This is a genomic window from Streptomyces sp. NPDC014891, from assembly GCF_043081085.1.
GTDB lineage: Bacteria > Actinomycetota > Actinomycetes > Streptomycetales > Streptomycetaceae > Streptomyces.
Window position 1 is genome coordinate 255,825 of record NZ_JBIBWF010000005.1, and the last position, 24,754, is coordinate 280,578.

The window sequence follows — 24,754 nt, forward strand, 5'->3', positions numbered from 1 at the left end:
GTCACCCATTCCGTGACGCTCGGGCCATGGCTCGGTTCGCGTCGCCCCCGCGGCGGCCTGGCTGAAAACAGACAACGCGGTCGGATCATCGAGGAGTGTGGTTGTAGGGTCCGCGCCATGACTACGGAAACCACCGACGCCGAGTGCCTCGCACTCACGCGCAACCTGCGCCGCCGCGGGGCGATCGTCCTCGCCGTCTTCGCCCTCGTATGGGCCTTCGCGGGCGGTTCGGGAATAGCGGCGGTGCCCGTGTCCGTCGCGGTCGGGGTGGTCGCGGCCGCCGTGACCGCCGGCGCGGTGGTGCTCGCCTTCCGGGGCACCTCGGGTCCGGTCACCCGCCTCGTCCGCCTCCCGGAGAAGTGGAACCGGGGGGTCGGGCTGGTCAACGTGGCCGAGCTGGTGGCCATCTTCGCGGTGATCGCCGCGTCGAACGCCTCGGGCCACCCGGAGTTCATCCCGGTCGGGATCTGTCTGGTCGTGGGCCTGCACTTCTTCCCGCTCGCGCGCCTCTTCGACCAGGGTCAGTACACGTGGACCGCGGTCTTCCTGACGGCGGTCGCGCTGGTGGGGTTCGTCGTCCTGGCGGCCGGCACCACCGCGGAGACGATCCGCACCGTGGTGGGTCTGGGTGCGGCGGTCGTGCTCTGGGCCTCGTCCTTCCACGTGGCCCTGCGCGGCTGACGGGGCCGTGCGCGGCCGGAAGGGCCTGAGGACGCACGCCGGAAGGGCCTGAGGACGCACGGCGGAAAGGGCCCTGAGGGCTGACGGCCCGCACCCCCGGAAACACCGCGACGCACGCGAGGATGCGCCACCCGGCCTGAGCCGGGCGGTCGCATCCTTCGTGCGTCGTGCGTTCAGCCCCGGTTACTCGGTCAGCAGGCCGAGCAGGTCGAGGAGGACGACGACGAGGTGCCGATCGAGCCGCTGGAGGCACCCATCTCCGGGAGGGCCACGCCCTGGGCGACCTCGAGGGTCTCCAGCTCCGCGACGTCGAAGTTGTCGAAGGCCGCGTCGTCGCCGTTCTTGATGTCGTCGATGCTCATGGTGTGTTTCCTTTCAGCGTTTCGGTTGGGGGATGTTCAGCAGGCGGAGCAGGTGGAGGAGCTGGAGGACGAGGTGCCGATCGAGCCGCTGGAGGCACCCATCTCGGGGAGGGCCACGCCCTGGGCGACCTCGAGGGTCTCCAGCTCGTCGACGTCGAAGTTCTCGAACGCCTTGTCCGCGTCCTGGCCCTGCTTGATGTCGTCGATGCTCATTCTGAATTCCTTTCCGAATTCTTCTCGGCAACCGTTCGGCTGCAACACCAATAATGCTGACCCGCCCTGCCCCGCACCAGACTTTCCGAGTTCCGCCTGACGTTTATCACGCCCGGAATAACCGGCGTCATGCCGGAAGGGCTCAGGCGTTCTCGGGAAGGGACCACTCGGGGCTGTTGAGCATCCGCCACCCGTCACCCGGCTCACCTGCGACGGAGTCGTCCGGGCGCCGGCTGCCGAGCAGGAAGTCGCCCACCGAGGACTCCTGGAGGTAGTCCAGGCCGAGCACCCGCGCGGACATGTCGGCGTCGCCGTTGCCCAGGGCGCAGGGGGCCAGCCCGAGGGCCGTCGCGACCAGGTACATCGTCTGGTAGAGCACCCCGGTGTGCCGGAGCGTGGTCGCGTAGGCGATGGCCCGGTACTTCCACGACATGCGCTGGAAGCGGGCCGTGACGGTGACGAGGACGTCGGGACGCGCCTCCATGCCGGTGGCCCGGGAGGCCACGTGGAAGAGGGACTCGCGGTCGGCCTCCTCCTCGTTGCGCAGGACGAGCCGGTGGCCGACGGGGTCGTAGTAGTAGATGCCGGGGGCCAGGCCCGTGCAGCGCCGCACGGTGACGTACAGCTCCAGTTCGTAGCCCTGGCCGCCGCTGGGGTAGGGGCGGGAGACGACCTCGTCGCGGTCGCTGCCCGGCTCCGGCGTGTAGTGGGCGCGGACGCGGGCGACGCGGTAGAGGAACGCGCCGAGCTGGCGGGCGGTCATCTCCTGTTCGCCGTAGCCGCGGATGGACCGCCGGGTCTCGATCGCGGTGGTGAGGGACGGGTCGTGCGCGGCGATCTCCTCCCGGGTCGGCCGGTGGAGGGGGACGGCGGGGCCCTCCGGGACGGGGCGCACGGCCGGCCGGGGCTCGATGGCTCCGCGGTGCGGGTAGACGGCGCCGAAGACGTCGTCGTACCGGCCGGAGCGGATGCGCGAGTGGAAGAGGAGGTCGTGGAAGTCCCACTGGCGCAGCACGGGTTCGCCGTCGGAGGCGAAGACCCCTTCCTCGTCCGCGAGTTCGGCGAACCCGGCGCCCACGAGGTGGCCGAGGACGTCGGCGGTGCCGGCCTCGTCGAGTCCGGCGTCCGCGCCGAGCCGGGCGGGGGTGCCGGGCTCGCCGAGCGCGGCGGCCAGGGTCCGGGCCGCCGGGTCGGTGAGCACCGCCCGCAGCTTGACGAGCGGCGACTCCAGGACGAGGGCGCCGTCCCGGGTGCGGCAGAAGGCGAAGCGGGAGAGCCGCACGGTGGCGCCGGCGGGGACGCGGACCGGCTCGTACGCCGCGTCGCGCGCCACCGGTTCCAGGCGGAGCAGCTCGCGGCCGCCGCCGCGGGCGAGGACGGCGTGGGCGACCAGGTGCCGGGCGCGGTCGAGGACCCGGTCGAACTGGACGCGCTCGGCGGGGCGGAGTCCCTCGTACAACTCCGCGGCGGGCAGCGGCCCTTCGGCGAGCCGCTCCAGGGCGGTCCGGACGCCGTCCCGGATCGGGCGGAGAGCGAGGGAGGTGGCGGGTCCGGCGAGGGTCGCGACGTCGCCGTCGCCGGCGGTGAAGAGGACACGGACGCCGCCGGTGAACGCCGGTACGGCGTGGGCGGGTTCGAGGGGGCGGGGGCCGGTGTCCGAGGGGGTCTGCGTGGTCTGCACGGTGCCTCCGTGGGCGCGAGGATGACGGTCCGGCGCCGGGGCCGTGCGGGCCCCGGGGGCCGGCGGACGGAAGGGGCGCCGTACGCAGGGCAGACGCCGGGCACCACTCTCGCGCGGGGAGCCCGCGCCCGATCCGCGGCCGCCGGATCCGGTGACATTTCCCGGCGGGGGCGTGACGGACCGCATTTCGCGCCGTGACTCCCGTCATCCCGGAGTGCCTGATTCCCGTACCGACCGGCGGATATGACCGAGGTCATCGATCGCGTGACACATGCAAGAACCGGGGCGCCCGCGCTCGGAGTTCCGGCGATTCGCGCCCATGCTCGGAGAACGAATTCACCACCGTTCCCGGAACCCCGTCACGTTAGGAATCCGCTGTGTTCTCTCGCCGCAACGCGATACGACTCGGACTCACGGCCGGTGCCGTCGGCGCTGTCGGCGCGGCCGGCGGGGTGTTCCAGAGCCTCACCTCCGGTACGCAGGCGGTGGCCGCAGAGCCGCCCGCCGGCCCGCCCGCGGTCACCCCGTTCACCGTGCCGCTGCCGCGCCCCCGGGTCCTCGCCCCGTACCGGCGGACCCGGTCGGCCGACTACTACGCGGTCACCATGCGCCGGGCGCGCGTCGGGATCCTGCCCGGGCTGCGGACCGAGGTCCTGACGTACAACGGCACGTTCCCCGGCCCCACGATCCGGGCCCGCAGCGGGCGCACGACGGTCGTGAAGCAGATCAACGCCCTGTCCGCGCCGACCTCGGTCCACCTGCACGGCGGCAACAACCCGCAGGACCAGGACGGCGGGATGATGGACCTGATCCAGCCGGGCCGTTCGAAGACGTACGTGTACGCCAACCGCCAGGTGGGCGCCACGCTGTGGACGCACGACCACGCGCACCACATGGAGTCCGAGCACGTCTACCGGGGCCTGTCCGGGCTCTACCTCCTCGGCGACGAGGCCGAGGACGCGCTCGGGCTGCCCTCGGGGCCGTACGAGGTGCCGCTGATCCTCCGGGACGCGCACTTCGACGCGGCGGGGCAGATGGTCTACACGATGGACGACGCCCTCAACCGCACGACCCTCCTGGTCAACGGGGCTCCGTGGCCGTACATGAAGGTCCAGGCCCGCAAGTACCGCTTCCGGATGGTCAACTCCTGCAACCTGCGGATCTTCGTGCTGGCGCTCTCCGACGGCGGCCCGATCATCCACGTCGGCTCGGACGGCGGCCTCCTGCCGGCGCCCGCGCCCTCGCCGGTGGTCGTCCTCTCCCCCGGCGAGCGCGCCGACTTCGTCATCGACTTCTCCCGGTACGCCCCGGGCACCCAGGTCACCCTGGCGAACATGCTGGGCCCCGGGCCGACCGAGCTCGTCGGGCAGGTCATGCGCTTCGACGTCGGGGAGAAGGTGCCCGACACCAGCCGGGTGCCGGACGTCCTCGCCACCCTGCCGCCGCTGCCCGCGCCGACCGTGGAGCGGACCTTCGAGCTGCGGATGGACGAGCCGGGCACCGGCCACCTCGCCTACATCAACGAGAAGACCTTCGACCACGACCGGATCGACACCGAGATCGCCTGGGGGTCCACCGAGGTGTGGACGGTCAAGAACACCAGCACGACCGTCCCGCACAACTTCCACACCCATCTGGTGCAGTTCCGGATCCTGGAAAGGGACGGAATGCCGGTCTATCCGGCGGAGGCCGGCCTCAAGGACACCGTGCTCCTCTTCCCGGGGCAGACCGCGAAACTCCAGCTGACCTTCGACACCCACCGCGGCGTCTTTCCCTACCACTGCCACATGATCGACCACAGCGCCATGGGAATGATGGCGCAGATGCGCATCTCCTGAATTCTTCCGCACCACCGAACTCCTCGTTCCGGAAAGGAGGAACCATGTACGTACGCCGCATTCTCGACGCCCTCGGAAAGGACCCGGGGCGCGTGGTGATCCACCGCGCCGACGAGGCCGTCACCGCCGGCCGGCTCGCCGGCTCGGTGCGGGCCACCACGGCCCTGCTGCACTCCCGCGGCGTCCGCCCCGGTGACACCGTCGCCGTGCTGACCGGCCCCAACCGGCCGCTGATGCTCGGCGCCCGGTACGCCGTCCATCTCCTGGGCGCCACCTCCGTGTACGTGCGGTCGATGAACCCGCGGACCGACACGGAGACCTTCTCGGTCTCCACCCAGGCCCGACTCCTGGAGGACCTGCGGGTGTCGGTGCTGCTCGTCGACGACGAGAGCGCCGAGCGCGGCGACTGGCTCACCCGCCGCGTCCCGGCCGTGACCGCGCTGACCGTCCCCTGGGGGACGGCGGCCGGATCCGCCGAGGCGCTGCCGGCCCGGCTCCCCGAGCCGCGCCCGGAGGACCTCGCGACCGTCGAGTTCACCAGCGGGAGCACCGGACGGCCGAAGATGGTCGCCCAGCGGTACGACACGCGGGAGGAGCTCGTCAGCCGCCTCGCCCATGGCCTCGATCCCCGGGGACCCGCGACGCTGCTGTCCGTCACGCCGATCAGCCACACGACCGCGCCGATGGCCGACGCGGTGCTCGCGAGCGGCGGACGGGTCGTGCTGCACGACGAGTTCGACGCGGGCGGCGTCCTGGACGCCTTCGAGCGGCACGGGGTCACCGACGTGTACCTCGCCGTCCCGCACCTCTACCGGCTCCTGGACCATCCGGCCGCCCCGCGGACCGACCTGTCGTCCCTGCGCCGCATCACCTACAGCGGCACCCCGGCCGCGCCGGCGCGGGTGGCGCGGGCCGTCGAGCTCTTCGGCGACGTGCTCATCCAGGTGTACGGGACGACGGAGGCGGGCGGCATCAGCAGCCTCAACCCGCTGGACCACCGGGAGCCCGAGCTGCTCGGCTCGGCGGGCCGCCCCTTCCCCTGGGTGCGGGTCGAGATCCGCGGTCCGGGCGGCGGCCCCCAGGTGGAGCGGGGGGTGTCGGGCGAGATCTGGATCAGCTCGCCGACGGTCACGGCCGGCTACCTCGGCGACGAGGAGCGCACCGGGACGGTCTTCCGCGACGGCTGGCTGTGCACCGGGGACCTGGGGCACTGGGACCGGTACGGCTACCTCCGGCTCGACGGCCGGGTGGGCGACGTGATCAAGCACGGCGGGCTCAAGCTGGACCCGGCGGCCATCGAGGAGGCGCTGATGCGCCATCCGCAGGTGCGTCAGGCGACGGTGTTCGGGGTGCGGGACCGCGACTGGGTGGAGCAGGTGCACGCGGCCGTGGAGCTGTACTCGGGGGCCGGGCACACCTCCTGCGACCTGCGGGGCTACGTGGCCGCGGCGCTGACCCCGGAGCACACTCCGGTACGCGTCTCGGTCTGGCCGCGGCTGCCCCTCACCCCCTCGGGCAAGCCGGACCGCGCCTACCTCCGCTCCGTCTCGCCGCCGGACCCCGTCGCGTCGGGCGCCCTCGGCACCGCCGCGGGCGGACCGCGCGGCGGCGGGCCGGCCCTCAGCTCCCCGCGCGGAGCCACCGCGCGGGACGACCCCGTCCGCGTGAGCGGCGCGGGTCACCAGCCCGATCACGCCTCCTCGCGAACCAGAAAGGGCGTTCCATGACCGGTTTCGGCCACTTCGCCCGGTCGCTGCGGCTTCGGCGGCTCTACCGCCACAGCACGGCCGGCCTGATGATCACCCCTCTCGACCATTCGATCCACGACGGTCCCGTCGTGCCCAAGGGCACGACGCTGGACCAGCTCGCCGCCCGGATCGCGGCCGGCGGCGCCGACGCCGTCGTCGTCCACAAGGGCAGCGTCCGGCACATCAGCCCGGAGCGGTTCGCCGCGATGTCGCTGATCATCCACCTCAACGCGAGCACCAGCCAGGCGCTCGACCCCAACGCCAAGTACGTCGTCGCCGGCGTCGAGGAGGCCCTGCGCCTCGGCGCGGACGCGGTCAGCGTCCACGTCAACCTCGGCTCCGACGACGAGCGGCAGCAGATCGGCGACCTCGGCCGGATCGCCGACGCCTGCGACCGCTGGAACCTGCCGCTGCTCGCGATGGTGTACCCCCGCGGGCCGCGGATCAGCGACCCCCGGGACCCCGCGGTCGTGGCGCACGCCGTGACGATCGCCGCGGACCTGGGCGCGGACCTGGTCAAGACCGTCTTCCTCGGATCCACCGCGGAGATGCTCGACCTGACCGCGGCCTGCCCGGTGCCGGTGCTCGTGGCCGGCGGACCCGCCCTGGAGAAGGAGGAGGACGTCCTGGCGTACGTCCGGGACGCCATCGCCGGAGGGGCGGGCGGGGTGGCCATGGGCCGCAACATCTTCCAGGCCAAGGACCCGCGGGCGCTGGCGGCGAAGGTCGCCAGGATCGTGCACCACTTCCCCGAACAGCACTTCACCACCGGCCCGTTCAGCGAGGCGGGCGACCGGGAGCGGCTTCACAGCGAACGCCTCACCCCCGACCACCTCGACGGCACCCCGCTCGACGACCCGCACCACGACGACACCCACCACGACGGCCCGTCGCTCGACGGCACGTCTCTCGACCATCTGACAGGAGGTCCGCATCATGACGGACGCCAAACTGTGCTGGCTTGACATCCGTGAGGCCGGCGCCGCCACCGCCGCCGTCCTCGAGGAGGCCGTGCACCAGAAGATCGACGGCATCGTCGCCGCCGACCCGGCCGTGTTCGCCGGACTGCCGCCCACGGTCCGCAAGGTCCTGCTCTTCGAGGACGGCGCCGCCACCGTGCCCGCCGACCTCGGCGAGGCCGACGTCGTGATCGTCCCCGGCCCGCGGGACGCCCGCGCCGAGCTCGAAGCGGCCCACCCGGACGTGCAGTTCGGCCGGTACGTGGAGATCGTCGACGCCGACACGCTGGAGGACGCCTGCCTGGCGGCCCGGCTGGAGGCGTGGAGCGTCCTCGACTTCCGCGACCCGACGAAGATCCCGCTGGAGATCGTCATCGCGGCCGCCTCGGGCGCGCCCGGCTCCATCGTGACGACGGCCGCCGACACCGAGGAGGCCGAGATCCTGTACGGCGTCCTGGAGCACGGCTCGGACGGGGTCCTGATGCGGGGCCGCACCGTCGGCGACGCGACGGCCCTGCGGACCGCGGCGACCGCGCACGGCGGGGAGATCTCCCTGGTCGAGCTGGAGGTCACGGCGACCACGCACATCGGCATGGGCGAGCGTGCCTGCGTCGACACCACGACCCACTTCCGCAAGGACGAGGGCATCCTGGTGGGCTCCCACTCCAAGGGCATGGTCCTGTGCGTCAGCGAGACCCACCCGCTGCCGTACATGCCGACCCGCCCGTTCCGGGTGAACGCGGGCGCCCTCCACTCGTACACCGTGGGGCAGAACGGCCGCACCCACTACCTGAGCGAGCTGCACGCCGGCAGCTCCGTCCTGGCGGTCGACGTCGACGGCCGCACCCGGCCGGTCAGCGTCGGCCGGGTGAAGATCGAGACCCGGCCGCTCATCTCGATCGACGCGGTCGCGCCGAGCGGGCAGACGGTCAACCTGATCCTCCAGGACGACTGGCACGTCCGGGTCCTCGGCCCCGGCGCCTCGGTGCTCAACAGCACCGAACTCAAGCCGGGCGACCGCATCCTGGGTCACCTGCCGACGGCCGACCGCCACGTCGGCTACCCGATCAACGAGTTCTGCCTGGAGAAGTAGGAGCGCACGGAGCGCCCTGCTCCACCTTGTCGTGAAGCCCCGCCCCGGCACGCCCCGTGCCGGGGCCGGCGCGCGTCCGGGCCCCGCCGCCGCCCTCACAGCAGCCCGCATTCGGCCGCGATGCGCGCCGCGTCGAACCGGTTGCGCCCGCCCAGCTTCTTGATCGCCGCCGAGGTGAGGTTCCGTACCGTCCCCGCCGCGAGGTAGAGCTCGCCCGCGATCTCCTTGACGGTCGCCCCGCCGGCGGTCAGCCGCAGCACGTCCGTCTCGCGGACGCTGAGCACCGTCTCCCCCGCCGCCGGCGTCCGCAGCAGTCCCGGGTCGACGGTGAGGCAGCCTCCCGCGACCCCCACGAGGGTGGTGATCAGCTGCGGCAGCCGGGCCGTCTTGGGGACGACGCCGAGGGCGCCGGCCGCCACCGCCCGGTCCACCACGGACGGCGTGGCCGAGCCGACCATCAGCGCCACGCCGCAGGCCGGGTGGTGCGAGCGCACCTGGGTGGCGGCGTGCAGCGCCTTGCCCCCCATGGTGCTCTCACCGAGCAGGAGCACCGTGGGCCGGTGCCGCTGGACGGCCGGGAGCACCGCCTCGAAGGTCGTGGCGAGTCCCACGACGTCCAGGCCGTTGGTGCCGTTCAGGGTCTCGGCGAAGGCTTCCAGGACCAGTTGGTGGTCACCGGCCACGACGACGCGAATGGACATGTCTCTCCCCGTGGTGACTTCTGTGGCGGCGGCCCTCGCGGACCGCCGGTCTCAGCGGCTGGTCGCCCGTGCCGCGTCGGCGGCCAGGCTGTCGACGACGGAGCGGAGCCAGGTGCGGTCCCCGGCCGTCGTCGTCTCCGGTCCGGCCGCGGCGGCCGGGGTGCGCTCGATGTGCCGGGCACCGGGCGGCAGGGCGGCCGCGAGGGCGGCCGACACGGCGCGGAAGGCTTCCGTCAGTTCGCCGGGGGCGTCCGGCGCCGGCAGGACGACGACCGCGGCGTTCACCGGCGCCGCGTCGGCGGCGATCAGCGCGGGCAGCCGGCCGGCCTCGGCGGGATCGCGGACGTCGATCCGGTACGGCAGGGCGAGCAGCCCCGCGTCGCTGAGCGCCTTGCAGAGGAAGGCGGCGTTGGTGGCGGCGTCGTCGCCGCGGTCGGGATGGCCGGCGCCGACGACGGCGACGACCGCTCCGGCGGCGCTCAGCCGGGTCGCGAGCTCCCGGCCGACACCCGTGGTGGCGTCGACGACGAGGACGACGAGGCCGTCGAGCCGCGGCGGGGAGGAACCGGTCTGGAGCACGTGACGTCCCTTTCGAGGAGATCGTCGAACAGGTAGCGTGATGATCTGGTGAATGGGGTGGACCGGGGCGCTCGGGCGCATGGGGCACCGGCCCCGGTTCGGAACTCCGCCCCGATCGACCCCGGGGCGGTACGACCGTTGGGGGACACCGTGGACGAGGTCTCGTCGCTCGACCAACACACGCTGGGCGTGTACCGCGCGATCCTGTTCCACAAGGAGCACGATCCGGAGCGTCTGGCGAAACTGCTGAGCTGTACGACCGAGCAGGTCGCGGAGGCGCTCGACCTGCTGACGAGGCTCTCCCTGCTGGCCCCGTCCCGGGACACCCCGGGCCGGATGCGCGCGGTGAACCCGTCGCTCGGGCTGAAGGTGCTGCTCCAGCGCGAGGAGCGCGAACTCGCCTCGCGGCAGCAGCGGATCGAGCAGAACCGGGCCGCGCTCGCCGCGCTCGCCGCCGAGTACACGGCCTCGGGCCGGTCGGGCGGTCTGGACGGGGCGGAGCACCTCGACAACGTCGACGACATCCGCACCCGGCTGGAGGCCCTGGCCGAGTCCTGTACGCGCGAGTCGCTCGCCTTCCATCCCGGCAAGGCACTGACGGAGGAGTCCGTCGAGGCCGGCCGGCCCCTGAACGAGCGGGCCATGGAGCGGGGCGTCCGCTTCCGGACCATCTACCTGGACAGTGTCGCCGGCGACCGGGTCACCCGGGCGCACGCCCAGTGGATGGCGGAGCGGAGCAGCGAGATCCGCACCTCGCCGACGCTTCCGATGCGGCTGCTCATCGTGGACACGACGGCGGCGGTCGTGGCCGGGCTGCCGGGCCAGGCCCAGCCGTCCGCGCTGCTCTTCAGCAGCCAGCCGGTGGTCATGGCCATGCGCGCCCTGTTCGAGGCCTACTGGGAGCACGCCTCGCCGCTGAACGGGCCGGGGGACGCCCTTCCCGGCGGGCTCACCCCGCAGGAGCGCAAGCTGCTCCAGCTCCTGGCGAGCGGTCTCACCGACGAGGCCGTGGCGCGGGCGCTGGGCATCGGCGTGCGGACGGAGCGGCGGATCGTGGCCGACCTGATGGAGCGGCTGGGCGCGTCGAGCCGGTTCGAGGCGGGGGTGCAGGCGACCCGCCGGGAGTGGATCTGAAGCGGGGCGGCGGCCGTGGCGGCGGTCATGGCGTTCATGGCGGTCAGTCCCGGGGGGCGATGGGCCAGACGAAGTCGTCCGGGAGGTCGATGACGCAGGGCATGCCGGGCAGCGTCGGGACGCACGGGAGGTCGGGCATCTGCGGGTGCGGCGGGGTCGGCCAGACGAAGTCGTCGCCGCGCTGGGCGACGGTGTGCGGGGCGGCGGGGGCGGCCTCGGCCGGGGAGGCAAGCACCAGTCCGCCGAGGACGGCGGCGGCGACGGCGGCGAGGACACTGCTTGCGCGGCGGGAGCGACAGGACATGTGGGTCTCCGTTCCGGGTGCGGTACGAGTGCGGCGTACGTGCGTGTCTGGAGGTCCTTGGCGGCCGGTGGCTTTTCGGCCTCCCCGGCTGCACACCTAGAGGTAATCACCGGGGGGCCCCGGCTGTCCGCTTCCGGACAGGCCAGGAAGCTGCCTGGCAATGAGCTGCCTCACGACCTGCGCGGGAGCACGGGCCGAAGCCCTGGGCGGACCCTCGTCTTCCGGCCAAAAGGCCAGGTGGGGAGCGCGGCGGAGATCGTTCGCGCGCCGGGCCCGGATCCGGCCACCGGCATGTGATGCAGCGACGTGCCACGGGCACGGGGCGGACGGACGGGCGGCGGGGTCGCGCGGGGGTGTCCCGGAAGGCGTCACGGGAACGCACGGGGAGAGACGCCGTGCGGATCGGCGGAGTGCCGGGGGGTCAGGGGGCGGAACACGTCCGTGCGCGTCCGGGAGGTGTCACCGGACGGGCGTCACCGGGCCCCGGACGGGCGGCAACGCGGTGTTGCGGCCCGTCGGGGCGGGTGGGTCAGGCCTTGCTGTAGTGGGCCCAGAACTCGTCCCAGGAGAGGACGCCGTCGCCGTTGTCGTCACGCTGCTTGATGAGCACCTCGGCGACCGACTCGGTGACGTGGAAGTCGCCGTGCTGCGCCATGAGGCTCTTGTACTCCGCGGCCGTGATGAAACCGTCCCCGTCGGCGTCGAACCTGTTGAATGCCGTACGTGCCGAGTCGATGTCCGCCACTGCTTCCGCCCCTTCTTGGTGCTTCTCTGACGGGGGTCAGATTAGCTGGCCCGGCCCTGCCGGATGCGGGCGGTACGAGCGAGGCGGTGGCACGGCTCCCCCGGCGGTCCCCGGGCGGCGCCCGGGGCCGGTCAGCGGAAGACCCCCGTGTGGCCGAGCGAGTAGCGCCCCGGCTGCGGGTAGACGGCGAGGCCGTGCGGTCCGCTGCCGACCGGGATGCGGGCCAGCTGCTTCCCGGTCGCGGTGTCGATCGCGTACACCTCGGAGTCGTAGCGGCCGGAGAGCCAGAGGACCTTGCCGTCCGCGGAGACGCCTCCCATGTCGGGGGATCCGCCGTCCGGCAGCCACCACTTCTTCGTCAGCCGGTTCTTCTCGAAGTCGAAGACCGAGACGGAGCCCTCGCCGCGGTTGGGGACGTACATCTCGCGGGAGTCCCGGCTGACGTAGAGCCCGTGGGCGCCCTTGCCGGTGGGCATCAGGGTCGGGGTGGTGAACTTCTCGCCGTCGAGGACCCACATGCCGTGGGCCATCATGTCGGCGATGTAGAAGGTCTTGCCGTCCGGGGAGATCTTCACGTCCTGCGGCATGGCGCCCTGGAAGGGCAGCTTCTGCTGGCCGATCACCTCCATCTTCTCGGTGTCGACCTTGAGGAGTTCGCCGGAGAACTCGCAGGAGACGACGAAGTAGCGGCCGTCGGCGGAGAAGTCGGCGTGGTTGACGCCGTAGCAGCTGACCGGGACGGACTTCCTCCGCTCCATCGTGTGCGGGTCGCGGAAGACGAGTTCGCGGTCGAGGGAGGCCATCACGACGGCGTACCTGCCGTTGGGCGTGAAGTAGAGGTTGTAGGGGTCGTGGACCTCGACGGGCTTGCCGGCGCGGCCGGTGGCCGGGTCGATGGGGGTCAGGGTGTGGCCCCGGTTGTTGTTGACCCAGAGGGTCTTCAGGTCCCAGGAGGGCACGACGTGCTGGGGCTGGTCGCCGACGGGGATGGTCTCGACGACCTGGTAGGTGGCCGGGTCGATGACGGAGACCGTGTGGGAGTTGGTGTTGGGGACGTAGACCCGGGAGGGGAAGTCCTTGACGACCGGGGAGAGCTTCCCGGGCCGGTCGGCGGCGTACACGTCCTTCGGGTCGAGGAGCGGCGGCATCCCGGGGAGTCCGGCGGGGACCGCGGCGCGCTGAGGGACGGCGGGCGCGGCCTTCCTCACCGGGGCGGCGCCGCCCGGGTCCCCGCCGCCGCAGCCGGCGAGCGCGGCGAGCAGGGCGGCGGCGAGGAGGACCCTGGTCCGGCGCGCGAGGGGCGGCCGGGTGCGGTGGGGCCGCGCGGGGTGTCTCTGCGGGGGGTGTGCCATCAGGTCAGCAGCTCCGTGGTGGTGACCGCGCGCAGTCCGCGGCGGTCGAGTTCGGCGAGGAGGAGGGGCAGCGCGGCGGCGGTGTCGGGGTAGCCGAAGTGCAGGCTGACGACGGATCCGGCGCGGACGGACCCGGTGACGTTGCGGACGACGGCGGGGGCGCCCGGCGAGGTGAAGTCGAGGGAGTCGACGTCGTACGAGAGGACGTGGGGGTATCCGGCGCGTCGGGCGGCGCGCAGGACGGCGGGGGCCGCGTGCCGGGTGCGGGAGGGCCGGAACCAGGTGCCGATGGAGCCGGTGAGCCGGCGCAGCCGAACGGCGCAGGCCTCGATCTCGGCGAGGGCCTCGGTCTCGGTCATGTCGTTGACGTCGATGTGCCGCTGGGTGTGGTTGCCGAGGTCGTGCCCGCCGTCGAGGACGCGGCGGGCGAGGCCGGGGTGCTGGTCGAGCCAGCTGCCGACGGCGAGGACGGTGACGCGGGCGCCGGCCTTCTCGGCCTGGCCGAGGAGGGTGCGGGCGAGGGCGGGGTCGCCCTGGCCGTGGAAGGTGAGCGCGACCCGGGGCCGGTCGCGGGGGCCGTGGACGATCTCGGCCGGCTGTCCGGGAAGGCTGCGGGGGGCGGGGGCCGCGACGGGTGCGGGGGCGGGGCGCCGGGGGGCGGGCCCGGCGGGGCGGGGGTCCGTGCCGCAGGCGGTGGCGAGGGCTCCCGCGAGGGCCGCGGTCGCGCCCGCGCGGAGGACTCCGCGGCGGTCGATCGGCTTCACGCGACCATTTAAGGGCGGTACGGCCGGTTTCGTAACGATTACGCCAATTCAGGACGTTTGCGGTCACTCGGCGGACGTCCAGTATGCGGACGACCCCGAGGAACAATCATCGAACCGCATAGTCATTCATTGTTTGTAAGGTGAGTGCCACACGTCACCAACGATTCACTGTTAAAGTGTCCACCTTTAGACCGTTTTGCACCAGTAGGGACTTTTGGCGGTCGGGCCACCTGTCTGCCATAGTCGAGGGAACGACCCCCATTGACCCGGGCCAGGTCGACAGAGCGGCCGTGGATACACCCCCCCGTCCACGGCGCATCACACGAGAGCCCCCAGGGCGCCCCACCACGGCGCACGGGGGCTCACGTGCGTTCCGGGGGCGCTCCGCATCAGGGGCGCGCGGCTCAGGGACGGTCGGCGACCCGCATCTCGAACCAGGTCGTCTTGCCGCGGGGCGCCAGGTCCACGCCCCACCGGTCCGAGAGCTTGTCGACCAGGAAGAGGCCCCGGCCGCTCGTGTCGAGCTCGTGCACCGGCATCAGGCAGGGCAGTCCGCGCGAAGGGTCGCGCACCTCGACCCGGATCCAGCCGCGCCGCCGCTGCAGGCGCAGCGCGAAGACCCGCGCGCCGGTGTGCCGGACCGCGTTCCCGACCAGCTCCGACACCAGGAGCACCGCGTGCTCGGCGATCTGCGGGCCGAGCGCCCACTGCCGCAGCACCACGTGCTGGGTGAGCCTCCGGGCCACCCACGCGGACTCGGGCCGGGACGGCAGCCGTACGTCCTCCTCGGCCGGGTTGCCGTACAACTCGACTGTGTGGGCGGCCTGTTCGTCTTCAGCGGCCGGTGACCACCGCGCCGCGGCGGCGCCGGTGCGCTGCCACGGCTGTTCTCTACCCTCCAGGCCCGCCATGCCCCCCATCATGGCCGCACGGAGCCGGTCGCGGGGGCCGTTCCGGCGGAATCGGCCCCCACGGATGATGGTCTGTCACCTCAGGCGAACTTCGCCTTCCCCGGGCCCTCCTCGACGAAGCTGCGCATCCCGTTCTCGCGGTCCGCGGTCGCGAACAGGCCCGCGAACCAGGTGCGCTCGATGGCGAGGCCGGTGTCGATGTCGGCCTCCAGGCCCTGGTCGATCGCCTCCTTCGCGGCCCGCAGCGCGACGGCCGGGCCCTGCGCCAGCTTGGCGGCCCAGGCGTGCGCCTGCTCGTACACCTCGGCGGCGGGGACGACACGGTCGACCAGGCCGAGGGTCAGGGCCTCCTCGGCCTTGACCATCCGGCCGGTGAAGATGAGGTCCTTGGCCTTGGAGGGGCCGACGAGCCGGGCCAGCCGCTGCGTGCCGCCGGCGCCCGGGATCAGGCCGAGCAGGATCTCCGGCTGGCCGAGCTTGGCGTTGTCGGCGGCGATCCGGTAGTCGGCGCAGAGGGCGAGCTCGCAGCCGCCCCCGAGGGCGTAGCCGGTGACGGCGGCGACGACCGGCTTGGGGATGCGGGCGACGGCGGTGAAGGAGTCCTGGAGCGCTCGGGAGCGCTTGACCATGGCCACGTGGTCCATGACCTGCATCTCCTTGATGTCCGCGCCGGCCGCGAACACCTTCTCGCCGCCGTAGATGATCACGGCCCGCACGTCGTCGCGGTCGGTCGCCTCCTGGGCGAGTTCGCGCAGCCGGTCCTGGGTGGCGACGTCCAGGGCGTTCATCGGGGGGCGGTCGAGGCGGATCGTGCCGACGCCTTCGGCGACTTCGAGGTTCACAGTCATGGGAGGAAGGTTAGTGTCCGTTAACGCGGGAGGGCCCGGTGCCGTTGCTCACAGCACCGGGCCCTCCCGGACGGATCACGGGTGGACTACTTGATCCACTCCGACCAGTCCATGTTCCAGCCGTTGAGACCGTTCTCCGGCTGGATCTGCTTGTCCTTCGAGTTCTTCACGACGACCACGTCGCCGATGATCGAGCGGTCGTAGAACCAGGCGGCCGGCATCGAGCCGTCGCCCGCGCCCCGCGCGTCCTGGAGGCCGACGCAGCCGTGGCTGACGTTGGCGGAACCGAACGTGCCCGCACCGGCCCAGTAGTTGCCGTGCACGAAGGTGCCGGAGGTGGACAGGCGCATGGCGTGCGGGACGTCCTTGATGTCGTACTCGCCGCCGAAGCCGACCGTGGCCCCGTTCATGCGGGTCACCTTGTACTTCTCGCTGATGACCATCTGACCGTTGTAGGTGGTCGTGGACGGCGCGCCCGCGGTGATCGGGATGGTCTTGATGATCTTGCCGTCGCGCTCGACCTTCATCGTCTTGGCGCTCGCGTCGACGGTGGAGACCTGACGGCGTCCGATGGTGAAGCTGATCGTCTTCTTCTGCTTGCCGTAGACGCCCGGGCGGCCCTCGACGCCGTCCAGGTTGAGGTGCACCGTCACCTTGGTGCCCGCGGCCCAGTAGTTCTCCGGGCGGAAGTCGAGGCGGTCGTTCCCGAACCAGTGGCCCTCGATCGGCACGGACGGCACGGCCGTCACCTTGATGGCCTTCTCGACGGCCTCCGGGTCGGTGATGCCCCGGGTGAAGTTGATGGACACCGGCATGCCGACGCCGACGGTCGAACCGTCCTCCGGCGTGTACTGGCCGATGAAGGTGTTCTTGGGGACGAGGGTGGTGAAGGTGGTGTCCTTCGCCGACTCGCGGCCCTCGGCGTCCTTCGCGATCGCGTGGACCTTGTACTGCGTCGCCGCGGCCAGGTGCGCGGTCGGCGTCCAGCTGGCGCCGTCGGCCGCGATCCGGCCCTCGACCGCGGTGCCCTTGGAGTCGGCGACGGTGACCGTGGTCAGCTTGCCCTGCGCCGCGGTGACCTTGAGGACCCCGCTGGTGGCGACGGCGTCGGCACCGTCCTTCGGGAGGATCGTCACGACCGCCTGCGAGGCCGCGTTGTCCTGCTTGCCGCCGCCCTGCGCGGCCGGGCCCTGGCCCCCCGCACCGCCGTTCGCCGTCTCACCGCCGCCGCAGGCCGTGAGCACGAGGAGCAGCGCCCCCGCCGCCAGGGCCTGCAGCCTGACGCCCCCGCGCCGGCCGCGCCGCCCGGTCGCTCCGACCGATGCCCCCGATATCGGCTGCCCGTTCACTGTGGTGTTCTCCCCTCGCACGGCCCGGCACCGCCCGGCCCCACCCCCGTGCGCATCCGCTCGCGCACACGGCGCTAGATAATCACACCGCAGGACACGAAAGATCCTCGTGAATGTCACCGTTCCGTCCCGATCGACCTGCTAAGACGACGGGAGGGGCCGGAAGCGCCGGAGGGTGCGCGGGGGGCCGGAGGGGACGCCCCCCGGGTCAGTCCCGCGCGGAGCCCGCCCTCCATTCGTCCCAGGGCATGTTCCAGCCCCCGAGACCGTTGTCGGCGGCCACCTTCCGGTCGCGGGAGTTGACCACCTCCACCACGTCCCCGATCAGGGTGCGCTCGAAGAACCAGCCGGCCGGCGAGTCGGCGCTGCCGCCCTTGTCGTCCCGGAGGCCGACGCAGCCGTGGCTGACGTTCGCGGAGCCGAAGGTGCTCGGATCGGCCCAGTAGTTGCCGTGCAGGAAGGTGCCCGAGTCGGTCAGCCGGATGGCGTGCGGGACGTCCTTGATGTCGTACTCGCCGCCGAAGCCGACCGTGGCCCCGTTCATCCGGGTCACGTCGTACAGCTCGGTGACGACCATCTTCCCGTTGTACGTGGTCGTCTTCGGCGCCCCCGCGGTGATCGGCACGGTGGCGAGGACCTCGCCGTCCCGCCTGACCTCCATGGTGTGGGCGGCCGCGTCGACCACGGAGACCTGGGAGCGCCCGACGGTGAAGCCGACCTTCTTGTTCTGGATGCCGTAGACGCCGGGCGCCCCCTCGACGTCCCGCAGGGCCAGCTCGACGGTGACCTCGGTGCCCGGACTCCAGTAGGAGGCGGGCCGGAAGTCCAGCCGCTCCTTGCCGAACCAGTGCCCGACCACCTCCACCGGCGGAACCGAGGTGACGCGGATGGCCCGCTCGACCGCGGCCCGGTTCTCGATCGGCATGTTGAAGCCGAAGGAGACGATCATGCCGGTGCCGACCGTGGAACGGTTCTCCGGTTTGAAGTAGCCGATGAACCGGCTCTCGGGCACCGCGGTGGTGAAGGTGGTGTGCCGGGCCGAGCGGCGTCCGTGCGCGTCGAGCGCGACGGCGTCCACGCTGTACTTCGCGGCCAGCGCGAGCCGGGAGTCCGGCCGGGGCCGCCAGCGCAGCCCGTCGGCGGAGACCTCCCCGTCGACCCGGGTCCGCCGGCCGTCCTCCACCTGGACGACGGTCACCCGTTCGAGCCGCCCGCTGTCCACCTTCACCTCGACCGGACCCTCGGCCGGCACCCCCCGGCTGCCGTCCTCCGGACTGACCCGGATCACGTCCCCGGGAGCCCGCGCCTTGCCCGGCAGGCCGAGGTCGAGCCCGCCTCCGCCGCCCGCCCCGGTGCAGCCCACGAGGCCCGCCAACAGTCCCGCCACCACGAGGGCGTACCTCGCCCGCTTGCATACGAATGTCACGCTCGGCCCAACGACGGCCACCCTCCAGGGGAAACGTGCGTGCGGGTCATGTTGGGAGCCGCACCTGCCGGGCAGAACAGGGGGGAGAACCACGCGCGGGAGCGGCGGCCGGGACGCCGCCGCTTCCCCGCGTGCGGGCCCGACGAGCCGCTGGAGGCCGGGACGGTGACGAGCGCAGCCGAGCAGGAGGCGGTACCAGAGCATGCCCCGGAGCGGGCCGGGCCGCCGGTGTGGCCGGGCGCGCCCACGCCGCTCGGGGCCCGCTGCCGGGTCGGCCCCGACGGGGTGGCCGGGACGAACTTCGCCCTGTGGGCGGGCGGCGCGGAGGCGGTCGAGCTGTGCCTCTTCGCCCCGGACGGCACGGAGCTGCGGCTGCCGCTGACGGAGCTGACCCACGAGATCTGGCACGGGTTCGTGCCGGGGATCGGGGCCGGGCAGCGGTACGGCTACCGGGTCCACGGCCGCTGGGACCCCTGGACCGGGGCCCGCTGGAACCCGGCGAAGCTGCTCCTCGACCCGTACGCGAGGGCCGTGGACGGCGACTTCGCGCTGCCCCCCGAGGTCTACGGGCACGTGAGGGACTGGCCGCAGCAGCACGTCGCCGACACCGTCCGCGACGAGCGGGACTCGGCGCCGCACGTCCCCAAGGGGGTCGTCGTGCAGGACGACGACGACTGGTCCGACGACCGCAGACCCAAGACGCCCTGGCAGGACTCGGTCATCTACGAGCTGCACGTGAAGGGCTTCACCCGGCTCCACCCGGGCATCCCCGAGCACCTCCGCGGCACGTACGCGGGGCTGGCGCACCCGGCGGCGATCGACCACCTCGTCCGGCTCGGGGTGACGGCGGTGGAGCTGCTCCCGGTGCACCAGTTCGCGCACGAGGACCACCTCCTGCGGCGGGGCCTGCGCAACCACTGGGGCTACAACTCCATCGGCTACTTCGCCCCGCACGCCGCCTACTCCTCCTCGGGCACGGCAGGACAGCAGGTCGGCGAGTTCAAGCGGATGGTACGGGCCCTGCACGCGGCCGGCATCGAGGTCATCCTCGACGTCGTCTACAACCACACGGCGGAGGCGGGCGAGCTCGGCCCGACGCTCTCGCTCAAGGGCATCGACAACCGCGGCTACTACCGGCTCCAGTCCGACGCCCGCCGCTACGCCGACTACACCGGCTGCGGCAACACCCTGCACGTCGTCCAGCCGCAGGTGCTCCGCCTCATCACCGACAGCCTCCGCTACTGGGTCACGGAGATGGGCGTCGACGGATTCCGCTTCGACCTCGCGGCCGCCCTGGCCCGCTCCATGCACGACGTCGACATGCTGTCCCCCTTCCTCGCCGTGATCGCCCAGGACCCGGTGCTCCGCCGGGTCAAACTGATCGCCGAGCCGTGGGACGTGGGCAACGGCGGCTACCAGGTCGGCGCCTTCCCGCCGCTCTGGACCGAGTGGAACGACCGCTACCGGGACGCCGTACGCGACTTCTGGCGGGGGGCGCTGCCCGACGTCCGCGACCTCGGCTACCGGCTCTCCGGCTCCAGCGACCTGTACGCCTGGGGCGGCCGCAGACCGTACGCCTCCGTCAACTTCGTGACCGCGCACGACGGCTTCACCCTGCGGGACCTCGTCACCTACGAGCGCAAGCACAACGAGGCCAACGGCGAGGGCAACCGCGACGGCACCCACGACAACCGCTCCTGGAACTGCGGGGTGGAGGGCGAGACCGACGACCCCGGCGTCAACGGACTGCGCCTGCGCCAGCAGCGCAACCTCCTCACCACCCTGCTGCTCTCCACCGGCGTCCCGATGCTCGTCTCCGGCGACGAGATGGGCCGCACCCAGGGCGGCAACAACAACGCCTACTGCCAGGACAACCCGATCGGCTGGGTCGACTGGACCCTGCCGGACTCCCCCGGCCGGGCCCAGCTCCTCGCCCTGACCCGCCGGCTGCTCGCCCTCCGCCACGACCACCCGGTCCTGCGCCGCCGCGCGTTCTTCTCCGGGCGCCCGCAGGGCTCCGACGGGCTGCGGGACCTCGCCTGGTTCACCGCGGAGGGGACGGAGATGACGGAACCCGACTGGTACGCGCCCACGGCCACGCTCGGCCTCTACCTGTCGGGCCGCGACATACCGGGCCGGGACGAGCGCGGCGAGCAGATCACCGACGACAGCTTCCTCGCCGTCCTGCACGCGGGCCCGCGCCCGCTGGACTTCCGCCTCCCGGGCCCGCCGTGGGCGGAGACGTACGAACTGGTCGTCGACACCTCCCGCGAGGACCAGTCGGCCCCACCGGGCACGGAGCACGCGGGCGGCGCGGTGATCGAGGTCGGGGCCAGATCGGTGGTGCTGCTGCGGGTGCGGACGTAGGGGGGCGGCCCGGCCGGGGGCCCGGGGGCGGCTCAGCCGCGCCCGAGGATCCCCCGGTCGTAGCCGGCGGCCACCGCCGAGGCGCGGTCGTTCACGAGCAGCTTGGCGTAGATGTGGGTGAGGTGGGTCTTCACGGTCGCCTCGCTGATGAAGAGTTCCGCCGCGATCGCCCGGTTCGGCGTGCCCTTCGCGACGAGCGCGAGGATCTCGGCCTCGCGGGCGGAGAGTGTCCGGTCGACGGGTGCGGGCCCGCGGACCGCGCTGACCAGGCGCGAGGCGACGGCCGGGGAGAGGACGGTGCGGCCCTCGGCGGCGGCGCGGACCGCCGCGAACAGCTCCTCCCGGGGCGCGTCCTTGAGGAGGTAGCCGGTGGCGCCCGCCTCGATCGCCGGAAGCGTGTCGGTGTCCGTGTCGTACGTGGTCAGGACGAGGACGCGCGAACGGGCACCGCGCCGGGTGAGCTCGGCGATGGCGTCGACACCGCCGCCCCCGGGCATCCGCAGGTCCATGAGGACGACGTCCGGGTCGAGTTCCAGGGCGAGTTCGGCTCCCCGCACGCCGTCCGGCGCCTCGCCGAGGACGCGGAAGCCGGAGCCCTCCGCGGCGAACATGCCACGCAGGCCGTCCCGTACGACGGGGTGGTCGTCGACGATGAGCAGGGTGATGTCGGTCATGGTGCGCCCAACGGTACGCGGGCGGAGACCGCCGTGCCCTCGCCCGGGGCGGTCTCCACGGCGACGGAGCCCGCGAGCCGTTCCGCGCGGGCCCGCATGCCGGCGAGCCCGAAGCCGCCGCCGTCACCGCGTGCGGGGCGGGCGAGCGGGTCGAAGCCCCGGCCGTCGTCGCGGACGTCCAGGGTGATCTCGTCGCCCATGTAGGAGAGGGTGACCCCGGCACGGGCGGCTGCGGAGTGCCGGCCGGCGTTGGCCAGGGCCTCCTGGGCGATCCGCAGCAGCGTGGCGGCCACCTCGCCGTGCAGCGGCGCCTCGGTGCCGGTGACGGTGAACCGGGTCTCGACGCCCGTGCGTTCGGCCCACTCGGTGACCGTCTTGCGCAGGGCTTCCGGGAGGGTGTCGTGCTCCAGGGCCGCCGGGCTCAGGTTCCGCACCGAGCGGCGGGCCTCGCCGAGGCTCTCCCGGGCCAGGTCGGCGGCCCGCCGAAGATGGGTGTCCGCGCGGTCCCGGTCGGGGGCGGCGGACGCGGCCTGGAGCTGGGTGACGACACCGGTGAGCCCCTGGGCGATGGTGTCGTGGATCTCGGCGGCGAGCCGCCGCCGCTCGTCGGCGACCCCCGCCTCCCGGGCCTGGAGGAGGAGTTGTGCCTGGAGGGCCGCGTTCTCGGCGAGGGCCTGTTCCAGGCGACTGTTGGCGCGGCCGAGTTCGGCGATGGTGGCGGAGCGCTCGGCCGCCTGCTCCGCGTCCCTCGTGGCCAGGTGCGCGAAGCCCGTGACGAGCCCGGCGTTCAGGGCGAACAGGCCGCCGAGCGCGACCCACTGCGTGAGGGAGGCCGGCGGCAGACCGCCGGACTGCGATCCGGCCATGGTGACGGCGGTGGCGAGGAGCCCGGCGTGCACGAGGCGGCGGGGCAGCAGATGGGCGGCGTCGAAGTAGCCGACGCTCGCGTAGACGGCGAAGAAGGGGTTGAGCCAGGTCAGCGCGAAGGCCAGGGCGGTGCGGAGGGCGAAGTGGACGACGGAGGCGGGCCCCGGCGCGCCCGGCACCAGGACGGGTCCGCCGTCCGGCCGCTCGCCGACCGGGCCGGAGCGCGCCGCCGCCCGGCGGCAGTGCCCGTTCCAGACCAGGTGGAGGAGGAGGGCGGCCGCCGTCAGGACGACGGCGGCCGGCCGCTCCGCACCCGTCATGAGGGCGTCCGCGGACGCGGCGGCGATGGCCGCGCCGAGGCCCAGCAGTCCGTACGGTCCCCAGCGGAGGAACTGGCGCCAGCGTTCCTCGACGGTGGTGGCCACCCCGCCCCCTCTCACTCCCAGCGGAACCAGCGCACCGAGGCGCCGGTCAGCACAGCCGTCCACAGGGCCATCACCCCGAGTGCCGTCCACCCCGGCCAGCCGCCCGAGGCGGCCGCGTCGAGGGCCTCCGAGGCCGCCCCGAACGGGGTGAGCCCGACGATCCGCTGCAGCGTATCCGGCATCGCCTGGACGGGGACCCAGACGCCGGCCGTGAACATGGCGGGGAAGGCGACGGCGGAGCCGACGGCGTAGGCGACGCCCTGGGTCCGGGAGACCGCGCACACGGTGGCGCCGAGGGCGAGCCCGCCCGCCACCGTGAGCAGCAGGGCGAGGACGTACCCCGCGGGGTTTCCGGGCAGGGCGACGCCGAAGGCGAGCCGCCCCACGGTGATCACCAGCACCGAGGAGACCAGTGTGGCCGCCGCGTACAGCGCGATCTGAGCGGCGAGCAGCGTCGCGGGCCGGACCGGAGTGGTGGACATGCGGCGCAGGATGCCGCGTTCGCGATAGCCGGAGAGGACCGCGGGCATCGCCTGGACCGCGGCCATGATGAGGGCGAAGAGGACGGCGACGGGCACGTAGAGGTCGATGACGCGACGGCCGCCGAGGTCCTCGGACGCCTCCCGGAAGGAGGGGATCAGGCCGAGGATCACGATGAGCACGGTCGGCGAGACCATCACCCAGAACAGGGTGCCGGGTTCGCGGGTGAAGAGACGGACCTCGGTCCGCAGGACGGTGACGGCGGGGCTGCCGGTGGTCATCGGGGTTCGTCTCCCGTCAGGTCGAGGTAGGCGTCGTCGAGGGTGGCGTCGGAGACCCGGAGCTGCCCGGCCGTGACGCCCCGGCGGGCGAGGAGGGAGACGAAGGCGGCGACGGTCTCCTCCGTACCGCCGACGACCGTCCTGCGGTCCTTCGTCGTGACGCCGGCCACCCCGGGCAGGGCCCGCAGGTCGGCCGGATCGAGCGGGGTGTCGGCGGCGAAGGAGATCTCCCTGGCGGCGGCGGACCGGCCGATCAGCCCCTCCGGCGTGTCGAGCGCGGCGATCCGGCCCCCGTCGAGGACGGCGATCCGGTCGCAGAGGCGCTGGGCCTCCTCCATGAAGTGGGTGACGAGCAGGACGGTCACCCCGCTGTCCCGGATCGACTCGACGAGCTCCCAGGCCTCCCGGCGGGCCCGCGGGTCCAGGCCGGTGGTGAGTTCGTCGAGGACCACGACCCGGGGGTCGCCGATGAGGGCGAGGGCGATGAAGACCCGCTGCTTCCGGCCGCCCGACAGCTTCCCGAACCGGGTCCCCAGATGGGGCAGCAGCCCCAGCCGCTCGGCGAGCGCGTGCCGGTCGGCGGGGCGCTCGTAGAAGGAGGCGTACAGTTCGAGCGCCTCCCGGACGGTCAGCCTGGCCTGGAGTTCGCTCTCCTGGAGCTGGACCCCGAGGACCCCGGTGAGCTCGGAGCGCTGGGTCGTGGGGTCGTACCCGCAGACCCGGACCCGCCCCTCGTCGGGGGTGCGCAGGCCCTCGACGCACTCCACGGTGGTGGTCTTGCCGGCGCCGTTGGGGCCGAGGATGCCGAACACCTCGCCCTCGCCGACCTCGAAGGAGACTCCGTCGACGACCTTCCGGCCGCCGTACGCCTTGTGCAGTTCCCGCACCTCGATCGCTGTCATGCTCCCAGGCTGGCGGCCGGGACGCGGCGCCGGTATCGGCCGTACCGCTCGTCCCGGCCGTCAACCGATC

General features: G+C 73.0%; 24 protein-coding genes. 7 read left to right on the top strand and 17 right to left on the bottom strand.

Annotated features, from left to right (window positions below):
- Positions 1 to 117 precede the first annotated feature (117 nt).
- Complete coding sequence (locus tag ACF09E_RS16480) at positions 118 to 681, top strand: DUF7010 family protein (protein ID WP_392205817.1); 564 nt, start codon at positions 118 to 120, stop codon at positions 679 to 681.
- A gap of 191 nt (positions 682 to 872) precedes the next feature.
- Here ACF09E_RS16480 and ACF09E_RS16485 read toward each other — a convergent pair whose 3' ends face one another.
- The 3 genes from ACF09E_RS16485 to ACF09E_RS16495 form a co-directional block, all read right to left on the bottom strand.
- Positions 873 to 1,043, bottom strand: a complete 171-nt coding sequence (locus ACF09E_RS16485) for a thiazolylpeptide-type bacteriocin (RefSeq protein WP_015036315.1) — start codon at positions 1,041 to 1,043, stop codon at positions 873 to 875.
- A 36-nt stretch (positions 1,044 to 1,079) separates the two neighbouring features.
- On the bottom strand, positions 1,080 to 1,256 hold the full coding sequence (locus tag ACF09E_RS16490; protein WP_073912617.1) for a thiazolylpeptide-type bacteriocin: 177 nt from the start codon (positions 1,254 to 1,256) through the stop codon (positions 1,080 to 1,082).
- 142 nt (positions 1,257 to 1,398) lie between these two features.
- Positions 1,399 to 2,937, bottom strand: coding sequence for a SagB family peptide dehydrogenase (locus ACF09E_RS16495; RefSeq protein ID WP_392205818.1), 1,539 nt, complete (start codon positions 2,935 to 2,937; stop codon positions 1,399 to 1,401).
- Positions 2,938 to 3,314: 377 nt separating this feature from the next.
- Here ACF09E_RS16495 and ACF09E_RS16500 point away from each other — a divergent pair, with 377 nt between their 5' ends.
- The 4 genes from ACF09E_RS16500 to ACF09E_RS16515 are packed head-to-tail and all read left to right on the top strand — an operon-like array spanning position 3,315 to position 8,575.
- Complete coding sequence (locus tag ACF09E_RS16500) at positions 3,315 to 4,775, top strand: multicopper oxidase family protein (protein WP_392205819.1); 1,461 nt, start codon at positions 3,315 to 3,317, stop codon at positions 4,773 to 4,775.
- Between the two features lie 44 nt (positions 4,776 to 4,819).
- On the top strand, positions 4,820 to 6,502 hold the full coding sequence (locus tag ACF09E_RS16505; RefSeq protein WP_392205820.1) for a class I adenylate-forming enzyme family protein: 1,683 nt from the start codon (positions 4,820 to 4,822) through the stop codon (positions 6,500 to 6,502).
- Positions 6,499 to 7,488 carry a 2-amino-3,7-dideoxy-D-threo-hept-6-ulosonate synthase gene (locus ACF09E_RS16510; RefSeq protein ID WP_392040605.1) on the top strand — a complete coding sequence of 330 codons (990 nt, stop codon included), beginning with the start codon at positions 6,499 to 6,501 and terminating at the stop codon, positions 7,486 to 7,488. Before ACF09E_RS16505 ends, ACF09E_RS16510 begins: the two co-directional genes overlap by 4 nt.
- On the top strand, positions 7,460 to 8,575 hold the full coding sequence (locus tag ACF09E_RS16515; RefSeq protein WP_015036309.1) for a 3-dehydroquinate synthase II family protein: 1,116 nt from the start codon (positions 7,460 to 7,462) through the stop codon (positions 8,573 to 8,575). The genes ACF09E_RS16510 and ACF09E_RS16515 overlap by 29 nt, the downstream gene beginning before the upstream one ends.
- 95 nt (positions 8,576 to 8,670) lie before the next feature.
- Here the strand turns inward: ACF09E_RS16515 and ACF09E_RS16520 are convergent, their stop codons facing one another.
- Positions 8,671 to 9,276, bottom strand: a complete 606-nt coding sequence (locus tag ACF09E_RS16520; RefSeq protein WP_361857691.1) for a response regulator transcription factor — start codon at positions 9,274 to 9,276, stop codon at positions 8,671 to 8,673.
- A gap of 51 nt (positions 9,277 to 9,327) precedes the next feature.
- Entirely contained in the window at positions 9,328 to 9,855 is a 528-nt protein-coding gene (locus ACF09E_RS16525) for a hypothetical protein (protein WP_392205821.1), read from the bottom strand.
- 150 nt (positions 9,856 to 10,005) lie between these two features.
- On the opposite strand from ACF09E_RS16525, the gene ACF09E_RS16530 reads away from it, so the two are divergent.
- Entirely contained in the window at positions 10,006 to 10,989 is a 984-nt protein-coding gene (locus tag ACF09E_RS16530) for a LuxR C-terminal-related transcriptional regulator (protein WP_388793639.1), read from the top strand.
- Positions 10,990 to 11,032: 43 nt separating this feature from the next.
- Here ACF09E_RS16530 and ACF09E_RS16535 read toward each other — a convergent pair whose 3' ends face one another.
- From ACF09E_RS16535 to ACF09E_RS16570, 8 genes are all read right to left on the bottom strand, one after another.
- Positions 11,033 to 11,293, bottom strand: coding sequence for a hypothetical protein (locus tag ACF09E_RS16535; protein WP_361857698.1), 261 nt, complete (start codon positions 11,291 to 11,293; stop codon positions 11,033 to 11,035).
- Positions 11,294 to 11,822: 529 nt separating this feature from the next.
- Entirely contained in the window at positions 11,823 to 12,038 is a 216-nt protein-coding gene (locus ACF09E_RS16540) for an EF-hand domain-containing protein (RefSeq protein ID WP_148000972.1), read from the bottom strand.
- A 131-nt stretch (positions 12,039 to 12,169) separates the two neighbouring features.
- Positions 12,170 to 13,390, bottom strand: coding sequence for a YncE family protein (locus ACF09E_RS16545; RefSeq protein ID WP_392205822.1), 1,221 nt, complete (start codon positions 13,388 to 13,390; stop codon positions 12,170 to 12,172).
- Complete coding sequence (locus ACF09E_RS16550) at positions 13,390 to 14,154, bottom strand: polysaccharide deacetylase family protein (RefSeq protein WP_392205823.1); 765 nt, start codon at positions 14,152 to 14,154, stop codon at positions 13,390 to 13,392. Before ACF09E_RS16550 ends, ACF09E_RS16545 begins: the two co-directional genes overlap by 1 nt.
- Before the next feature lie 404 nt (positions 14,155 to 14,558).
- Positions 14,559 to 15,065, bottom strand: coding sequence for an ATP-binding protein (locus tag ACF09E_RS16555; RefSeq protein WP_392205824.1), 507 nt, complete (start codon positions 15,063 to 15,065; stop codon positions 14,559 to 14,561).
- 80 nt (positions 15,066 to 15,145) lie between these two features.
- Positions 15,146 to 15,913 (bottom strand): enoyl-CoA hydratase-related protein, encoded by a 768-nt coding sequence (locus ACF09E_RS16560; protein ID WP_361852206.1) that lies wholly within the window; start codon positions 15,911 to 15,913, stop codon positions 15,146 to 15,148.
- A gap of 86 nt (positions 15,914 to 15,999) precedes the next feature.
- Complete coding sequence (locus ACF09E_RS16565) at positions 16,000 to 17,262, bottom strand: Ig-like domain-containing protein (RefSeq protein WP_392205825.1); 1,263 nt, start codon at positions 17,260 to 17,262, stop codon at positions 16,000 to 16,002.
- A 208-nt stretch (positions 17,263 to 17,470) separates the two neighbouring features.
- Positions 17,471 to 18,649 carry an Ig-like domain-containing protein gene (locus ACF09E_RS16570; RefSeq protein ID WP_361852212.1) on the bottom strand — a complete coding sequence of 393 codons (1,179 nt, stop codon included), beginning with the start codon at positions 18,647 to 18,649 and terminating at the stop codon, positions 17,471 to 17,473.
- A gap of 204 nt (positions 18,650 to 18,853) precedes the next feature.
- Here ACF09E_RS16570 and glgX point away from each other — a divergent pair, with 204 nt between their 5' ends.
- A complete protein-coding gene (gene glgX / locus ACF09E_RS16575) occupies positions 18,854 to 21,055 on the top strand; it encodes a glycogen debranching protein GlgX (RefSeq protein ID WP_392205827.1) in 2,202 nt (733 codons plus the stop codon).
- Positions 21,056 to 21,087: 32 nt separating this feature from the next.
- Here the strand turns inward: glgX and ACF09E_RS16580 are convergent, their stop codons facing one another.
- Genes ACF09E_RS16580 through ACF09E_RS16595 form a run of 4 tightly spaced genes read right to left on the bottom strand, consistent with a single transcriptional unit; the run spans position 21,088 to position 24,684 of the window.
- Entirely contained in the window at positions 21,088 to 21,729 is a 642-nt protein-coding gene (locus ACF09E_RS16580; protein WP_392205829.1) for a response regulator, read from the bottom strand.
- The gene (locus tag ACF09E_RS16585) at positions 21,726 to 23,021 is read right to left on the bottom strand and encodes a sensor histidine kinase (RefSeq protein ID WP_392205830.1); all 1,296 of its coding nucleotides are present in this window, start codon (positions 23,019 to 23,021) and stop codon (positions 21,726 to 21,728) included. The genes ACF09E_RS16580 and ACF09E_RS16585 overlap by 4 nt, the downstream gene beginning before the upstream one ends.
- Before the next feature lie 11 nt (positions 23,022 to 23,032).
- Complete coding sequence (locus ACF09E_RS16590; protein WP_392205831.1) at positions 23,033 to 23,782, bottom strand: ABC transporter permease; 750 nt, start codon at positions 23,780 to 23,782, stop codon at positions 23,033 to 23,035.
- Positions 23,779 to 24,684, bottom strand: coding sequence for an ABC transporter ATP-binding protein (locus ACF09E_RS16595; RefSeq protein ID WP_392205832.1), 906 nt, complete (start codon positions 24,682 to 24,684; stop codon positions 23,779 to 23,781). The genes ACF09E_RS16590 and ACF09E_RS16595 overlap by 4 nt, the downstream gene beginning before the upstream one ends.
- Between the last annotated feature and the right edge of the window lie 70 nt (positions 24,685 to 24,754).

Coding starts and splice junctions, on each gene's coding strand:
- ACF09E_RS16480 (WP_392205817.1), top strand. CDS start 118: ATGACTACGGAAACCACCGACGCCGAGTGCCTCGCACTCACGCGCAAC.
- ACF09E_RS16485 (WP_015036315.1), bottom strand. CDS start 1,043: ATGAGCATCGACGACATCAAGAACGGCGACGACGCGGCCTTCGACAAC.
- ACF09E_RS16490 (WP_073912617.1), bottom strand. CDS start 1,256: ATGAGCATCGACGACATCAAGCAGGGCCAGGACGCGGACAAGGCGTTC.
- ACF09E_RS16505 (WP_392205820.1), top strand. CDS start 4,820: ATGTACGTACGCCGCATTCTCGACGCCCTCGGAAAGGACCCGGGGCGC.
- ACF09E_RS16510 (WP_392040605.1), top strand. CDS start 6,499: ATGACCGGTTTCGGCCACTTCGCCCGGTCGCTGCGGCTTCGGCGGCTC.
- ACF09E_RS16515 (WP_015036309.1), top strand. CDS start 7,460: ATGACGGACGCCAAACTGTGCTGGCTTGACATCCGTGAGGCCGGCGCC.
- ACF09E_RS16520 (WP_361857691.1), bottom strand. CDS start 9,276: ATGTCCATTCGCGTCGTCGTGGCCGGTGACCACCAACTGGTCCTGGAA.
- ACF09E_RS16535 (WP_361857698.1), bottom strand. CDS start 11,293: ATGTCCTGTCGCTCCCGCCGCGCAAGCAGTGTCCTCGCCGCCGTCGCC.
- ACF09E_RS16545 (WP_392205822.1), bottom strand. CDS start 13,390: ATGGCACACCCCCCGCAGAGACACCCCGCGCGGCCCCACCGCACCCGG.
- ACF09E_RS16555 (WP_392205824.1), bottom strand. CDS start 15,065: ATGGCGGGCCTGGAGGGTAGAGAACAGCCGTGGCAGCGCACCGGCGCC.
- ACF09E_RS16560 (WP_361852206.1), bottom strand. CDS start 15,913: ATGACTGTGAACCTCGAAGTCGCCGAAGGCGTCGGCACGATCCGCCTC.
- ACF09E_RS16580 (WP_392205829.1), bottom strand. CDS start 21,729: ATGACCGACATCACCCTGCTCATCGTCGACGACCACCCCGTCGTACGG.
- ACF09E_RS16590 (WP_392205831.1), bottom strand. CDS start 23,782: ATGACCACCGGCAGCCCCGCCGTCACCGTCCTGCGGACCGAGGTCCGT.
- ACF09E_RS16595 (WP_392205832.1), bottom strand. CDS start 24,684: ATGACAGCGATCGAGGTGCGGGAACTGCACAAGGCGTACGGCGGCCGG.